Annotated in this window: 12 protein-coding genes; 6 read left to right on the forward strand and 6 right to left on the reverse strand. The window is 68.4% G+C overall.

The window, feature by feature from the left end:
• Nucleotides 1-8 precede the first annotated feature (8 nt).
• From M4V62_RS16110 to M4V62_RS16130, 5 genes are all read right to left on the reverse strand, one after another.
• On the reverse strand, nucleotides 9-971 hold the full coding sequence (locus M4V62_RS16110; protein WP_249587955.1) for an ABC transporter permease: 963 nt from the start codon (nucleotides 969-971) through the stop codon (nucleotides 9-11).
• Entirely contained in the window at nucleotides 964-1893 is a 930-nt protein-coding gene (locus M4V62_RS16115; protein WP_249587956.1) for an ABC transporter permease, read from the reverse strand. The genes M4V62_RS16110 and M4V62_RS16115 overlap by 8 nt, the downstream gene beginning before the upstream one ends.
• A gap of 81 nt (nucleotides 1894-1974) precedes the next feature.
• Nucleotides 1975-3600 (reverse strand): peptide ABC transporter substrate-binding protein, encoded by a 1626-nt coding sequence (locus tag M4V62_RS16120; protein ID WP_249587957.1) that lies wholly within the window; start codon nucleotides 3598-3600, stop codon nucleotides 1975-1977.
• Nucleotides 3601-4257: 657 nt separating this feature from the next.
• Nucleotides 4258-6132 (reverse strand): translational GTPase TypA, encoded by a 1875-nt coding sequence (typA, locus tag M4V62_RS16125; RefSeq protein ID WP_249587958.1) that lies wholly within the window; start codon nucleotides 6130-6132, stop codon nucleotides 4258-4260.
• 289 nt (nucleotides 6133-6421) lie between these two features.
• The gene (locus M4V62_RS16130) at nucleotides 6422-8770 is read right to left on the reverse strand and encodes an ABC transporter family substrate-binding protein (protein WP_249587959.1); all 2349 of its coding nucleotides are present in this window, start codon (nucleotides 8768-8770) and stop codon (nucleotides 6422-6424) included.
• 367 nt (nucleotides 8771-9137) lie between these two features.
• Between M4V62_RS16130 and M4V62_RS16135 the strand changes: the two genes are divergently transcribed.
• From M4V62_RS16135 to M4V62_RS16160, 6 genes are all read left to right on the forward strand, one after another.
• On the forward strand, nucleotides 9138-9452 hold the full coding sequence (locus tag M4V62_RS16135) for a hypothetical protein (protein ID WP_249587960.1): 315 nt from the start codon (nucleotides 9138-9140) through the stop codon (nucleotides 9450-9452).
• A gap of 84 nt (nucleotides 9453-9536) precedes the next feature.
• On the forward strand, nucleotides 9537-10370 hold the full coding sequence (locus M4V62_RS16140; protein ID WP_249587961.1) for a hypothetical protein: 834 nt from the start codon (nucleotides 9537-9539) through the stop codon (nucleotides 10368-10370).
• Entirely contained in the window at nucleotides 10370-12307 is a 1938-nt protein-coding gene (locus tag M4V62_RS16145; RefSeq protein ID WP_249587962.1) for a fumarate reductase/succinate dehydrogenase flavoprotein subunit, read from the forward strand. Before M4V62_RS16140 ends, M4V62_RS16145 begins: the two co-directional genes overlap by 1 nt.
• Nucleotides 12304-13104 carry a succinate dehydrogenase/fumarate reductase iron-sulfur subunit gene (locus M4V62_RS16150; protein ID WP_249587963.1) on the forward strand — a complete coding sequence of 267 codons (801 nt, stop codon included), beginning with the start codon at nucleotides 12304-12306 and terminating at the stop codon, nucleotides 13102-13104. The genes M4V62_RS16145 and M4V62_RS16150 overlap by 4 nt, the downstream gene beginning before the upstream one ends.
• Before the next feature lie 143 nt (nucleotides 13105-13247).
• On the forward strand, nucleotides 13248-14531 hold the full coding sequence (locus tag M4V62_RS16155) for an alpha/beta hydrolase (protein ID WP_249587964.1): 1284 nt from the start codon (nucleotides 13248-13250) through the stop codon (nucleotides 14529-14531).
• 55 nt (nucleotides 14532-14586) lie between these two features.
• Entirely contained in the window at nucleotides 14587-15267 is a 681-nt protein-coding gene (locus M4V62_RS16160) for a phosphotransferase (RefSeq protein WP_249587965.1), read from the forward strand.
• 55 nt (nucleotides 15268-15322) lie between these two features.
• On the opposite strand, the gene M4V62_RS16165 is transcribed toward M4V62_RS16160, so the two are convergent.
• Nucleotides 15323-16072, reverse strand: a complete 750-nt coding sequence (locus tag M4V62_RS16165; RefSeq protein ID WP_249587966.1) for an SMI1/KNR4 family protein — start codon at nucleotides 16070-16072, stop codon at nucleotides 15323-15325.
• Between the last annotated feature and the right edge of the window lie 87 nt (nucleotides 16073-16159).

Below are 16159 nucleotides of genomic sequence, written 5' to 3' on the forward strand. Positions count from 1 at the left end.
CGCCTCCCTCAGCGCAGCTTCGGGTCGAGGGCTTCGCGTACGGCGTCACCCATCATGATGAACGCCAGCACCGTGATACTCAGCATTCCTGCCGGGAAGAACAGCGTGTGCGGGTTGTTCCGGATGTCCTGCGTCGCCTTGGAGATGTCGCCACCCCAGGAGATCGCGTCGTCGGCGAGGCCGAGGCCCAGGTACGACAGCGTCGACTCGGCGACGATGTACGTACCGAGCGAGATGGTCGCCACGACGATCACGGGAGCCAGCGCGTTCGGCAGGATGTGGCGGAAGAGGATCCGCTTCGTCCCGGCGCCGAGCGCACGCGCCGCCACCACGTAGTCGGCGTGCTTGGTGGTGATGACCGCACCGCGCATCACGCGGGCGATCTGCGTCCAGCCCAGGAAGGCGAGGGCGCCCATGACGACCCACACCGTGCGGTTGGTGAAGGCGTTCAGGACGACCATGGCGCCCAGCAGGAACGGGATGCCGAAGAACACGTCCGTGAGCCGGGAGAGCAGGCTGTCCCAGAAGCCGCCGAAGTAACCGGCGAGCATGCCGCACAGGCCGCCGAACAACGTGACGAGGACGGTCACGCCGACGCCGACGAGGATCGAGTTCCGCGTGCCGTAGACGACACGGGAGTAGATGCTGCGGCCCTGGCGGTCGAACCCGAACCAGTCGGCCTGGAAGAAGTGGCCGAGCTCCGGCGGCTTCAGGAAGTCGTTGGCCAGGTCGCCGCTGGTCGGGTCCGTGCTGGTGAACAGGCCGGGCACGAGCGCGACCATGGCCAGGACCACGATGAGCACCGCGGAGATCATGAAGAGCGGATTGCGGCGAAGGTCCCGCCAGGCATCCGCCCCGAGGCTGCGGGGCTTCCCGGGCGCCGGCGTCGCGGACACCGCGGCACCTGCCACGACTTCGTCCTGCGCCGCGGCCTTCTCGTCCGTGGTGGAGGTCTTGGTGAGGTCAGGCATAACGGATCCTCGGGTCCAGGACCGCGTAAAGCAGGTCGACGATCAGGCTGGCTATGAGGTAGACGATCACCAGGACGGTGACGACACCGACGATGACCGCGCCCTCACGGCGGGCGAGAGCCTGGAAGAGGAGGTTGCCGACGCCCGTCACGTTGAAGATGCCCTCGGTGATGACCGCGCCACCCATCAGGGTGCCGATGTCCGTGCCGAGGTAAGTCACCACGGGGATCAGCGAGTTGCGCAGCAGATGCCGGGTGACGATGCGCTGGCGCGGCAGTCCCTTGGCGACAGCGGTCCGCATGTAGTCGGCCGACCGGTTCTCGGCGATCGACGTACGCGTCAGTCTCGCCACGTACGCGAGGCCGACCATGCCGAGCACGATCGCGGGGACCAGCAGCTGGCTCATGCTCTCGGAGTCCTGGACCGTGGGTGTGATCCACCCCAGCTCGTTGCCGAAGAACAGCTGGCACAGCAGTCCGATGACGAAGATCGGAACGGAGATCACGAGGAGCGTGAACAGCGTCACGGTGTTGTCGACGAACCGGCCGCGCCGCACACCGGCGAGAACGCCGAGCGTGATGCCGACGATGAGCTCGAACGTCCAGGCCATGGAGGCCAGTCGCATCGAGACCGGGAACGCCTGGGAGATCTCGTCGAGGACCGGCCGGTTACCGGCGATGGTCTTGCCGAAGTCTCCTTGCAGAAGGCCGCCCATGTAGTGCAGATACTGCTGCCAGAGCGGCAGATCCAGACCTCGGTCGTGGCGAATCTGCGCCACCTGCGCCGGGTCCGGCGGCTTGTCTCCCCACAGCGCCCGCACGGGGTCGCCGGGGAGCACGTTGACCATGATGAAGATCAACAGGGTTGTCCCGATGAAAACCGGGATCATCTGGAGCAGTCGCCGCGCGACATAACGCCCCATTGGTGCCTCCGTCCAATCCGGAGCCGCCCGAAGCGACGCCCGGGATCGCCGGGCGTCGCTTCGGGAACTGGCCTCCGACGCCTACTTCTCGAAGACCTCGATGTCGGTGAGGACGGGGTCGCCAGCCTGGTCGAACTCGACGCCCTTCACGTTCTTCGAGTAAGCGGAGAGCGTCTTGTTGTACCAGAGCGGGATGCCCGGGAAGGTGTTGACGAGCTCCTTCTCGGCCTTCTGGTACAGCGCGGCGGACTCGTCGATCGTCTTCGCCGCGTCGGCCTTCTTGGTCAGCTCGTCGAACTTCTTGTCCGAGAAGCCGCCCTTGTTGCCGTCGACGCCCGTGCCGTAGAGGTCGGCGAGGAAGTTGCCGTTGAACGGGTAGTCGAGCACCCAGCCCGACCGGTACATCGCCTTGACCTGCTTCTTGTCCCGCACCTCGGTGTCGGCCTGGAAGTCGGTCTTCGGGTCGCCGGTGCACTTCACGCCGGTCGACTTGGTGATGCTGTTGCACACCGCCGTGACCCAGCCCTCGTGGGGCTGGTCGGCGTTGTACTGGATGGTGATCTTGTTGCCGGGAACGCCGCCGCCGTCCTTGACGAACTGCTTGGCCTTCTTCGGGTTGAACTTGCAGAACTCACCACAGGCGCCGGCCTTGTAGCCCTTGACGCCCTTGGCGACCCAGCCCGAGGCGGACTCACGGGTACCGGCGAACGTCTGCTTGGCGATGGTGTCGCGGTCAATGGCCATCGAGAGGCCCTGGATGACCTTGACGTCCATGTCCTTGAACGTCTTGCTGTAGAACGCCGGGTTGACCGTGTTGATCGCCGAGAAGTCCTGCTCGATGGCGCGGTCGCCGAAGTCCTGCTTGAAGTTGGCGAGCTCGCTGTCGGGGATGATCGGCATCGTGTCGACGTTGTCGGAGCGCAGGTCGTTGTAGGCGGCCTGCGGCGTCGTGTACGCCTTGAAGTTGACGCCGCCGTTCTTGGGCTTGTTGGCGCCCTTGTACTGCGGCCAGGCCGTGACCTGGATCGACTTCTTGTGGTCCCAGCTCTTGAACTTGTAGGGACCGTTGCCGACCGGAGCCTCGCCGAACTTCTTCGGGTCCTTCAGCGCGCCCGAGGGCAGCGGGTAGAAGGGCGAGTAGACGAGCTTGTACGCGTAGTACGGGATACCCGTGTTCAGCGTGATCGTGAAGGTGTTGTCGTCGACGACCTTCAGGCCGGACATGGTCTTGCCGGTGCCCTTCCCCTTCTCGGGGTGGACCTTGTCGTAGCCGACGATGTCGCGGTACCAGGCACTGTTCTGCTGGCCGTTGGCCGGGTCGGCGGACCAGTTCCAGGCGTCCACGTACGACTTGGCCGTGACGGCCTCGCCGTTGTGGAACTTCCAGCCCGGCTTGAGCTTGACGGTCCACACCTTGTTGCTCTTGTCGGGGGTGACCGACTCGGCATTCTCGTAGGTGATGTTCCCCTGCTTGTCGTAGTTGACAAGCCCCGTGAAGAGGGAGTTGATGACGACGCTGCCGTACGCCTCCATGGTGTTGGCAGGCTGCAAGGCGTTCTGCGGCTCACCGTTGGCGTAACTGACGATCCCCTTGGGGTCGACCTTGCCGCTGTTGCCGCCGCTGTCGCTGCCGCCGCCGCAGGCCGTTGCCGTCAGCGCCACGACACCCGCTATCGCGACCCACTTGGCGCTCTTGGCACCACGCATGGGGTTCCTCCTCATGAGTCCACTTGTTCACTACAAGAGGGGGTACGAGAAACCGCGCCGACACCCCTGACGGCGCGTAGATCGAGTACCCCAGTGTGCTCGTGAGTCGGCGCTCCCCACAGCGCGTGACCCATTGACCCGAGCTATACGCGGTCAACTATTAGCCATGAGGTACCGCCCGACCACACTCTTTTGGTCTCGGTTCAATCACACCTGGTGCGTACAACTTCCAAAATCCGGACAAACCGATCCGAGATAGATGGTTGCGAAACGGACGTGTTACACATCTAACGGTCAACGGCGTCCGCATTCCGGACAGATGGCCCGGGAAAACCGGTTGCGGCGGACCCCGCCGGAGACGAGTCGCGGCGGCCTCGCGGCACTTTTCGGGGGCGGTTCCGTGGACGCGCGTAGATGCGCGGAGAGTCGCGAAGGCGGAAGAACCCGTACCCCCGGGGCGTGGGCCAGCGTAGTGCCGCTGAGGGCCCCGCAAAGGGGTATCCCGGCCAGACAACGCGAGAGGCCGGCCCCCGCCTCTCCCTGGGGAGGGGCGGAAACCGGCCTCGGATGCCGAATTCGCCGGGCGTCAGCGGCAGTTGCGCCGGGGCGTGCGGGCCTGGGGCCCGCACGAAGCTTTGTCCCGGCTTTGCTCCGGCCTTAGCCGTGCTTGGCGCGCGAGGCGGAGCGGCCGCGCTGCTTGGCGTCCAGGACGACCTTGCGGATGCGCACGGTCTCCGGGGTCACCTCGATGCACTCGTCGTCGCGGCAGAACTCCAGGGACTGCTCGAGCGACAGCTTGCGGGCGGGCACGACGTTCTCGGTCGTGTCCGCGGAAGCTGCACGCATGTTGGTGAGCTTCTTCTCCTTGGTGATGTTCACGTCCATGTCGTCGGCGCGCGAGTTCTCGCCGACGATCATGCCCTCGTACACCTCGGTGCCGGCCTCGGTGAAGATGACACCGCGCTCCTGGAGGTTGACCATCGCGAACGGCGTGACCGAACCCGAGCGGTCCGCGACGAGCGAGCCGTTGTGACGGGTGCGCAGGTCGCCGAACCACGGCTCGTGACCCTCGAAGATCGAGTGCGCGATGCCGGTGCCGCGGGTCTGGGTCAGGAACTCCGTACGGAAGCCGATGAGGCCACGCGACGGAACGATCCACTCCATGCGGATCCAGCCGGAGCCGTGGTTGGTCATCGTCTCCATGCGGCCCTTGCGGGTCGCCATCAGCTGCGTGATGGCGCCGAGGTGCTCCTCGGGCGAGTCGATCGTCATGCGCTCGATCGGCTCGTACGTCTTGCCGTCGATCTGCTTGGTGACGACCTCGGGCTTGCCGACGGTCAGCTCGAAGCCCTCGCGGCGCATCTGCTCGACCAGGATGGCGAGCGCGAGCTCACCACGGCCCTGGACCTCCCAGGCGTCGGGACGCTCGGTGTCCAGGACACGGAGCGAGACGTTGCCGATGAGCTCCTTGTCCAGACGGTCCTTCACCTGGCGGGCGGTGACCTTGTGGCCCTTGCCGCCCTTGCCGACGAGCGGCGAGGTGTTGGTGCCGATGGTCATGGAGATCGCGGGCTCGTCCACCGTGATCAGCGGCAGCGCGATCGGGTTCTCGGGGTCGGCGAGGGTCTCACCGATCATGATCTCCGGGATACCGGCGATGGCGCAGATGTCACCGGGGCCCGCCTTCTCGGCGGGCTTGCGCGTGAGCGCCTCCGTCATCATCAGCTCGGTGATGCGGACGTTGGACTGCGAGCCGTCACGCTTGATCCAGGTAACGGTCTGGCCCTTGCGCAGCTCGCCCTGCTCGACACGGCACAGGGCGATACGGCCGAGGAAGTTGTCGGCGTCCAGGTTCGTGACGTGCGCCTGGAGGGGGGCCTCCTCGTCGTACTCCGGAGCCGGGACGGTGTCCAGGATCGTGGAGAAGAACGGCTCGAGGTTCTCGCTGTCGGCCGGGACGGTGCCGTCCTCCGGCTTGGTCAGCGAGGCGACGCCGTCACGGGCGCAGGCGTAGACGATCGGGAACTCGATCTGGTCCTCGTCCGCGTCCAGGTCCAGGAACAGGTCGTACGTCTCGTCGACGACCTCGGCGATCCGGGAGTCCGGGCGGTCCGTCTTGTTGATGCACAGGATGACCGGCATCTTGGCCGCGAGGGCCTTGCGGAGCACGAAGCGCGTCTGGGGCAGCGGGCCCTCGGAGGCGTCCACGAGGAGGACGACCGCGTCCACCATCGACAGGCCGCGCTCGACCTCGCCACCGAAGTCGGCGTGGCCGGGGGTGTCGATGATGTTGATGGTGATGACGTCTCCGCCATCCTTGGGGTGGTACTTGACGGCCGTGTTCTTGGCCAGGATCGTGATGCCCTTCTCACGCTCCAGGTCGTTCGAGTCCATCATGCGGTCGTCGAGGGACTCGGCTGCGTGCGCGGCGAAGGAGCCGGCCTGCTTGAGCATGGCGTCGACCAGGGTGGTCTTGCCGTGGTCGACGTGGGCGACGATGGCAACATTACGAATGTCATGGCGCGTGGGCATACGAGCTGCGCTTCTCCCGGGAAGAGTGGATGGCCGCGCGTACGGTCTGGCACGCGTGCCCTGCCGGGCAGAACACGCCACGGCCTCACCCCAGTCTACGTGCCTTACGCGGAGGTGACCTCCGCGGGGCCCTCATGGGGGTCTGACCAGGGGTTTCAGGGGTTTATTGGTGCTGCGGGGCAGAACGTGCAGGTCAATGGGTGGAAATGACCTTGCCCGCCGGTGGTGCCGGCGGGCAAGGGAGTTGAGCGGAATCTGAGCGTGACCTGCGACGGAGCCGTGGGAGGAGCTACTTCGCCGCCGGCTTGCCCGAGGGCTTCGCGCCCGGCTTCAGGAAGCCCATGTCCTCGAAGTTCGGGGACTGGAAGCCGAAGGCGCCCGCGTTCGCGAGGTTCGTGCGGGCCGCCATCAGCTGGGGGCGCTGATAGAGGGGGATGGATCCGGCCTCGGCCCAGATGCGGGCGTCGGCCTTCCTGACCAGGGCACGGCTCTCGTCCTCGTCGAGCTCACCCATCGCCTGGTCGAACAACTGATCGATGTGGTCCGTGCCGACCCGCGTGTAGTTCTGCTCGACGTTCAGGGAGCCGTCCGCGGCCGGCACCGGCTTGGCGAAGATCGGACGCGCGTCCGTGGCCGGGAAGGCCGACGCGGGCCAGGAGTAGAGGGCGAGGTCGTACTGCCCCGACGCGATGTGGTCCTTGAAGTAGCTGTCGTCGGAGACCTTCGCCGTCTCGGTGCGGATGCCGATCTTCTCCAGCATCCGCGAGATCCGGTCGGCCACCGTCCGCAGCGACTCCGAGCCCTCGCCGGACGGCAGGACGAAGCGGAGGGTGAGCGGCTTGCCGTCCTTCGCCATGGGGCCGCCCGCCGCCGGGGTCGCCGCGGCGGGTGCCGCGGTGCCCTTGGGGGCATACGCACCGGGTGCACCGCCCTTGGCGGCCTGCTTCTCGGAGTGCTTCTCCGCGCGCTTCTCGGAGTGCTTTTCGGCCCGCTTCTCGGCGTGCTGCTTGGCGTGCCCGCCGGGGTCCTTCTTCTTCTCCTTGTCCGCCTCGCGGTGCGCCGTGAGGGACGCGGCCTGGCGGGTCAGCGCCGCCTCCTGGTAAGCCGCCGCGGGAGCGGGCGCGAGCACCGAGGTGCCGCTGTCGCCCGGCTTCTGGTCGTCCTCGCCGACGGTGTACGCGCCGTCGTCGCCCGAGTCCGATTCCGAATCCGAGCCGGAGTCAGAGCCGGATTCCGCCTTCGCCTTCTTGGCGTCCGCCTCGCTCCCGGCCGTCTTGCCCTTGGGCTCCTTCAGCGGACCGCCCGGCGTCCACCCCGCGTCGGCGAGCAGCGCCCGCGCCTCGGTGGTGTCCTGGTCGCCCAGGGCCCCGCTGTTGTCCGCGTACGCCTGCTGCCCGGCGAGGGCCAGGTGGCTGCCGACCGGCTCGGCGGGCAGGCCGAGCGGCGTCAGGACCGCCTTGGCCAGCTCGTCGCGGTCGAGGGCGCGGGCCACCGCGCGCCGCACCCGGTCGTCGGCGAGCGGGCCCTCGGTGCCGTTCAGGGCGAGCTGGGTGTAGGCCGGTTCGAGGGACTTGCGGACGGTGTAGCCCCGAAGGCCCGTCTGTTCGGTGGCGTACTTCTTGATCGCCTTGTGGGTCTTCTCGCGGGCCTGCTGCTCGGTGTCGGCCGCCTCCTCGTCGGAGCCGTTGGCGATCGCCCAGGAGCGCAGCGCCTTGGCCGGGGTCAGCTGCGCCTCGGGCCCGTGGCTGAGCGGGCCCTGGCCTCCCTGGTCGCGGGCGGCGTTCGTGATGCGTCGCGCCTCCGGGGCGTCGATCTCGGCGAGGTCGACCTTGCCCTCCGCGAGCGCGGCGGCGCGCTGCTCGCGCGGGACCTCGCGCAGGACGACCTTGGAGAGCTTGGCGGGCCTGCCCCACCAGCGCGGGTTGCGGGCCAGCGTGACCTCGTCCGCCTTGTTGTCGACGTCCTGCACCGCGAAGGGACCCGCGCTGACCTTGAGCTTGCGCCGCGCACCGTCGTTGAAGGTGTCAGGAGTGCCCATGACCTCCTTCGGGTACAGCGGCGAGAAGAGCGAACGCCAGTCCGCGTACGGCTTGTTGAAGGTGACGCGCACCTCCAGGTTGTTCGCGCCGCGCTCGACCTTCTCGATGCGGTCGTAGCCCGCGTTGCGTGCCGTCCAGTACGCGCTGTCCTTCCCGGACAGGGCGCGCTGCTGCGCCGCGAAGTCATCGGCGCCGATCTCCCGGCCGTCGCTCCACACCGCCTGCTGGTTGAGCTTGTAGAGCACGACCTGCTTGGGCTCGCTCTCGACGACCTTCGCGGACTCCAGGAAGTCGGTGTTCTGCTGCGCCCTGCCCTGCGCGTCGAGGCGGAACATCGACGGCAGCACCGCTCCGGCGATCCGGTTCGTGCCCGCATCGGCGTCCGACTGGAAGGAGTTGAGGGTCTCCGGCATCGCGTCGACGGCCCAGTTCATGGTCCCGCCGTCGGCGACGAGATCCCGGGCCGCGGGCGCGACGTCCTGTCCTGCGGTCGGGGAGCCTGCCTCGTCCTGAGAGCTGCAGGCGGCGAGGGCGGGCAGAGCTAGCACGCCCGTGGCGAGGAACACGGCAGATCTCAGTCTGGCGCGGTCTGGGGACATGGCGGGTACCTCCGGGGCTCGCCCGGCCGCCCGCTACCAGGACCGGGGCCGGGTTTGATCACGTTTGGCGGTATATGGAGCTGATCACATCTATCGATCCACTGAAGGGGACGGGAGACGACCCACGGGAGCGACACGGCGTGGGGGCGCCAGATCCCACTCGTGCGGCCCAATCAGGCGTGACCGAGCGTGACGACGGCATCGGCGCGCGCCCCGCCGCACGGTCGGGACGGCCGCGTGCACCCCGGCGCATTTCAGCGCCCACGAGCCGGGAATCCCGGCAGATCCCTTCACAAGCCGGGATGTGACGCGCGACACTCGCAGGCGCATGAACGTTGCCGCCGCACCCCTGAAGTGAGGGCAAGTCATGGCTCTGCAGGATGATCTGACGGCTGTTCAGCGATGCGTCGACGATCTGGTCCGCACCGTCGGCAAGCTGGAGCAGCAGATCGGCGAGGGTTCCCGGGGTGGTCTTGCCGGGATCGACGTCCGCCGCGTCCGCACGGACACCGACCACCTGCGCGAGAGCGTCGCGCTCCTTCGTGCCACGGCCCCGGGCCCCGGCGGCGCCCCACAGAAGCGCCCCGACCTGGTCACCATCCCCGATACGCCGTACGACAGCTCGCTGTGGACGGACTCGGACGACGAGGGCCTCGGCGCCAGCGACCGGCACGCCCCCTGAGCCGACCCGCGCGCCCCTGAGCGACTGAGCCTCGCCGCCCACCCGAGGGACACGCCCACCTGAGGACAAAGGAGTGGAGCCTCGTTGGCCACTGGCACGGAACCCCATCTGAACAGCGGTCAGGATCCCGGCGGCGTACGAGCGGCGACGCGCGCCGCGATCAGCGCTGCCCATCTGCGGACCGACCGCTGGTGGCTCGCGCCCGCCGCGACCGCCGCGGGCCTCTTCGCCTTCATCGTCTACTCGACGTGGCGGGCCTTCGCGAACGCGGACTACTACGCGGCGCCCTACGTCTCACCGTTCTACTCGCCGTGCCTCGCCGAGAACTGCGAGCCGATGCGGTCGGGCCCCAACTGGGAGATCTTCGGCAGCTGGTGGGGCCTCTCCCCCGCCCTGCTGATCCTGATCTTCCCGCTCGGCTTCCGCCTGACCTGCTACTACTACCGCAAGGCCTACTACCGCGGCTTCTGGGCCTCGCCGCCCGCCTGCGCGGTCGCCGAGCCGCACAAGAAGTACTCCGGAGAGACCCGCTTCCCGCTCATCCTCCAGAACATCCACCGCTACTTCTTCTACGCGGCGGTTCCGGTGGCGGGCATCCTCACGTACGACACCGTGCTCTCGTTCCGCGATGAGCACTACGAGTGGGGCCACATGGGCCTCGGCACCCTCGTCTTTCTGGTCAACATCACGCTGATCTGGGCGTACACGCTCTCCTGTCACTCCTGCCGGCACATCGTCGGCGGCAAGCTCAAGCACTTCTCCAAGCATCCCGTGCGGTACCGCATGTGGCAGTGGGTCGGAAAGCTGAACGCACGGCACATGCTGCTCGCCTGGGCCTCCCTGGTGAGTGTGGCGCTCGCCGACTTCTACGTGTATCTGATCGCGTCCGGCGCCTTCGACGATCCGAGGTTGTTCTGATGTCTCAAGTGGAGCGGCAGCAGTGGGACGTTGTCGTGGTGGGAGCGGGAGGAGCGGGCCTGCGGGCCGCGATCGAGGCACGGGAGCAGGGCGCGCGTACCGCCGTGATCTGCAAGTCCCTGTTCGGCAAGGCCCATACGGTGATGGCCGAGGGCGGCATCGCGGCCTCCATGGGCAACGTGAACTCCGGCGACAACTGGCAGGTCCACTTCCGCGACACCCTGCGCGGCGGCAAGTTCCTCAACCAGTGGCGGATGGCCGAGCTGCACGCGCGCGAAGCACCCGACCGGGTCTGGGAGTTGGAGACCTGGGGCGCGCTGTTCGACCGCACCGCGGACGGCCGCATCTCCCAGCGCAACTTCGGGGGTCACGAGTATCCGCGCCTGGCGCACGTGGGCGACCGGACCGGCCTCGAACTGATCCGTACGCTCCAGCAGAAAATCGTCTCTCTCCAGCAGGAGGACGAACGCGAACTCGGTGACTACGAAGCACGCCTGAAGGTCTTCCAGGAGTGCACGGTCACCCGCGTCCTGAAGGAGGGCGAGCGGGTCAGCGGAACGTTCTGCTACGACCGCGAGTCCGGCCGCTTCTTCGTCCTCGAAGCCCCCAGTGTGGTCCTGGCGACCGGTGGCATCGGCAAGTCCTTCAAGGTGACGTCGAATTCGTGGGAGTACACCGGCGACGGCCACGCGCTCGCGCTGCTCGCCGGGGCGCCTCTCCTCAACATGGAGTTCGTGCAGTTCCACCCGACGGGGATGGTCTGGCCGCCCTCGGTGAAGGGCATCCTGGTCACCGAGTCGGTGCGCGGCGACGGCGGAGTACTGCGCAACTCCGAAGGCAAGCGTTTCATGTTCGACTACGTACCGGACGTCTTCAAGGAGAAGTACGCGCAGTCGGAGGACGAGGGCGACCGCTGGTACGAGGACCCGGACCACAACCGCCGCCCCCCTGAGCTGCTGCCGCGCGACGAAGTGGCGCGCGCCATCAACTCCGAGGTGAAGGCGGGCCGCGGTTCGCCGCACGGCGGGGTCTTCCTCGACGTGTCGACGCGCATGCCGGCCGAGGTCATCAAACGCCGACTCCCGTCCATGTACCACCAGTTCAAGGAGCTGGCGGACGTCGACATCACGGCCGAGGCCATGGAGGTCGGACCGACCTGCCATTACGTGATGGGCGGCATCGCGGTCGAATCGGACACGGCGGCGGCCCAGCGCGTGCCGGGTCTGTACGCGGCGGGCGAGGTGGCCGGCGGCATGCACGGCTCCAACCGGCTCGGCGGCAACTCCCTCTCCGACCTGCTGGTCTTCGGGCGGCGAGCGGGACTGCACGCGGCGCGGTATGCGGCCGGGTTCCCCGGGGCCGACGCGCGGCCCCTGGTCGACGAGGTCCAGGTGGACACGGCCGCGGCCGAGGCGCTGCGGCCGTTCAGCGCGGAGGGCCCCGAGGACGGGGCGACGCCGGAGAATCCGTACACCCTCCACCAGGAGCTCCAGCAGACGATGAACGACCTGGTCGGCATCATCCGCCGCGAGGGCGAGATGGAACAGGCCCTGGAGAAGCTGGCGGAGCTGCGGGTGCGGGCACGGCGGGCCGGAGTGGAGGGCCACCGCCAGTTCAACCCCGGCTGGCACCTCGCGCTCGACCTGCGCAACATGCTCCTTGTCAGCGAGTGCGTGGCGCGGGCCGCCCTGGAGCGCACGGAGAGCCGGGGCGGGCACACCCGCGAGGACCATCCGGGCATGAACCGCGAATGGCGCCGCGCGAATCTGCTCTGCCAGCTCACTGACCCTTCGGGCGGTCTCGCGGCCACGGATCCCGTGCGCGGCCAGATCGACCTGGTGCGGGTCACCACCGAGCCCATCCGTCCCGACCTGCTTGCTCTCTTCGAGAAGGAAGAGCTGGTCAAGTACCTGGCCGAAGAGGAGCTTTACGAGTGAGTACCGCTACACCGAGTTCTTCGAGCACGTCGTACGACGCGCAATTCCGGGTCTGGCGCGGGGACGTCGAGGGCGGCGACCTGGAGGACTTCAAGGTCGAGGTCAACGAAGGCGAGGTCGTCCTCGACATCATCCACCGCCTTCAGGCGACCCAGACGCCCGACCTCGCGGTGCGCTGGAACTGCAAGGCGGGCAAGTGCGGTTCGTGCTCGGCGGAGATCAACGGCCGGCCACGGCTGATGTGCATGACGCGGATGTCGGTGTTCAGCCGCGAGGACGTCATCACGGTGACGCCGCTGCGGGCCTTTCCCGTGGTGCGGGACCTGGTGACGGACGTCGGCTTCAACTACACGAAGGCGCGGGAAGTACCGGCCTTCGTGCCTCCGGCGGACCTCGGCCCCGGCGAGTACCGCATGCAGCAGGCGGACGTCGACCGCTCCCAGGAGTTCCGCAAGTGCATCGAGTGCTTCCTGTGCCAGGACACGTGCCATGTCGTGCGCGACCACGAGGAGAACAAGGCGGCGTTCGCGGGCCCGCGCTTCCTGATGCGGGTGGCGGAACTGGACATGCACCCGCTGGACGCGGCGGCGGAGAGCGGCCTCGACCGCAAGCAGACCGCCCAGGACGAGCACGGGCTCGGCTACTGCAACATCACGAAGTGCTGCACGGAGGTGTGCCCGGAGGGCATCAAGATCACGGACAACGCGCTGATTCCCTTGAAGGAGCGGGCGGTTGACCGGAAGTACGATCCGCTGGTCTGGCTCGGGAGCAAGATTCGGCGGCGGGGGGAGCGGTAGGGCCGGGGGCCTCCTTGGTAGAGCTGGGGGCCTCCTTGGTAGGGCCGGGATGGGCTGGGGCTGGGCCTGGGGGTAATCCCCCACGCCAAAGACTCGGGATTTCCCCCATGGTCACGGGCTCGGGACGAGATCAGCATTGAGGCATGAACTCTCCCTCCGGCTCTCCCTCCGACTCTTCCTCGGCTGTGGCACGCCCGGCTCCCCGCTCGGCCTTGACTCGGCGCTCGGTGCTGGGACTTGCCGCGGCCGGTCTGGCGGCGACGCTTCTGAGCGCCCCGGCTCCCGCGCAGGCGCGGCCCATGGGCATCGAGGCGAAGCTCCCCGGGCCCACAGGACCGCACCGGATCGGCACGGTGTCGACCCGCATCGTCGACACGTCACGGCACGACCCGTGGGTGAAGTCCGTGCCGTACCGAGAGCTGATGATCAGCGTCTGGTATCCGGCAGCGGGAAGGCCGGGCGGCACGGAACACCGCCTCGCTCCGTACATGGCGCCGGGCGCGGCAGCGCGCTGGAACGCGATGGCGCCCCACGGCATCCCCAAGGACGCGATCGACTTCGCCGCCATCCGGACGCACGCGCGGGAGGGAGCGCCGGCCGACACGAGCGACGGCCGACGGCCGGTCCTGCTGTACGCGTCGGGCGCCAACGACCCGCGCACCTGGGGGACTTCGGCAGTAGAGGAGCTGGCGAGCCACGGGTATGTGGTGGTGACGATCGACCACACCTATGAGGCGCCAGGGGTGCAGTTCCCCGACGGCTCGGTGAAGGACGACGCACCGCTCCTCAAGGCCTTGGAGGAGGCGGGGCAGAAGGACGAGGTGCCGGCGCTGCTCAAGAAGGTCCTGGACGTCCGGGTGGCCGACTCGAAGTTCGTCCTGGACCGCCTCGGCTCGCTGCCGAACGGACTGTCCAAGGTCGTGGACCGGAAGCGGGTGGGCATGTTCGGCCAGTCGGCGGGCGGGATCGCGGCCGCCGAGACGATGTACGAGGACAGCCGGGTCAAGGCAGGCATGAACATGGACGGCACCCTGGAGAACAACCCCGAGCCGAAGGGCACGAACCTGACGCCCGTGGCCCAGCACGGCCTGACCCGCCCGTTCCTCCTGATGGGCAGGGAGGGCAACGACCGTACGACAGAGCCGTCGTGGCGCGAGTTCTGGTCCCACACGACCGGCTGGAAGCGGAACCTGACCCTGCGCGGCTCGGTGCATCAGACGTACACGGACCTGGCCGCGCTGCTCCCGCAGGCCGGGGTGGACGGGAAGGTCATCAAGGAGCACATAGGCACGGTCGAGCCGGACCGCGCGGTGGCGGCGGAGCGGGCGTACGCGACGTCGTTCTTCGACCGCTGGCTGCGGGGACGGAACGACCACCTGCTGGACGGCCCTTCGGGGAGGTATCCGGAGGTGGAGTTCGCGGGATGAGGCAGGCGTACCGATTGCCTCTGCGCGTAAGAGCGCGGCGGCTTACGCTCCCGGCATGGGGATGACTGATCAGCTGCTCGGCTCCGGACGCACCGCGGATGTCTTCGCGCTGGACGACACATGGGTGCTGCGTCGGTACCGGGACGGGACCGACGCGACGGATGAGGCCGACGTCATGACGTATCTGTCGGAGCAGGGGTATCCCGTACCGCGGATCCGCCCGGCCGAGCCCGGCGCTCCACGTACCGACCTGGTCATGGGGCGCCTGACGGGGCCGACCATGGCGGAGGCCGCGATGCGGGGCGCTGTCACCCCGGAGGACGCGGCAGTGATCCTCGCCCGGCTGCTGCACACGCTGCACGCGCTTCCGGCCCGCTCGTCCGCCTCGCCCACCGACCGCGTCCTGCACCTGGATCTCCACCCGGAGAACGTGATCCTCACGCCTGAGGGGCCCGTGGTGATCGACTGGGCCACCACGGAGGAGGGCCCGCCCGGCCTCGACTGGGCGATGTCGGCGCTGATCCTCGCGGAGGTCGCGGTGAGCGGCAGACCAGAGGCCGCGGGGTCACGCGCCGCTCTGGCCACGCTCCTGACGGACGCGACGGTCGACGTCGGAGCCACCGCCACCGACCACCTCGCGGAGGCCCTCGCACGACGGGCCGCGAATCCGACGCTGGGGGCGGAGGAGGTGCGGTGGCTGGAGGCGGCGGAGGAACTGGTGCTTGAGTTGGGCTAGTTGAGCGGTTGGGCTGGTTGAGCCGGTCGAGCCAGCTGAGGGCGGGGGTGGTTGGTCAGTTGGCTGGTCGGCTGGTCGGGGGCGGGGGCACTGCCTTGCGTTCCGCGTGGGTCAGCCAGTTCAGGTACCACTGGGCGAACGTGACGCGTGACCCGCCTTCGCGATCGCCTGGCTGCTCGCCCGCACGCCGGATCGGGAGCACTCCCTCGCCCACCGCCCGCACGTCCTCCCACATGGTGCCGCGCTCGGGGCCCGTGACGACGAGCAGCGTGTAGTACGCGCAGCCCTGCTCGCCCACGCAGAGGGTTCCCTCGGTGAGGGCATCGAGCAGTTCGTCGTGCCGTGCGTCCCAGGCGCGGTAGTCGCGAAGGAACCTCGCCTCGGCCTCCGGGGTGTCGGCGTAGGCGGCTCGTTGCGGTTCCGCGGACTCGTGCGCGTCCAGCTCCTGGGTGCGTTCAGGGCGAAACGGTGGCTCGGCGGGCGCGGTGGGCGCGGCAGGTGCAGCTGTCTCGGCAGATGCGGGCGGCTCGGCAGATGCCATTGGCTCGACCGGCTTGATCGGGAACAGGCCGTAGTCCGGGCCTGCCCCGCCCGCGCCGACCTCCAGGAGGAAACTCCGGTACTCCGCCGGGAAGCCGAAGCCGAGCCGCCGTTCCGCCGCTCGTACCTGCTCCTCGGTCAGTACCGGGCTCAGCTCGAAACCGTGGCCGTACGTCCCGAAATCCGCTCCGAACACCGACCGCCACCCCGGCGCTTCCCGGAGGGCGAGCACGCGCTCCCGTACTCCCGCCCAGACCCCGTCCACCTGCGTTCCTCCCCGTCACGGCCGACACCCGAAGCAGACCCGGCCTTGCCCACGGTCACCGTACGCGCCTACTGTGAATGCGCTTTC

The organism is Streptomyces durmitorensis (genome assembly GCF_023498005.1).
GTDB classification, from domain to species: domain Bacteria; phylum Actinomycetota; class Actinomycetes; order Streptomycetales; family Streptomycetaceae; genus Streptomyces; species Streptomyces durmitorensis.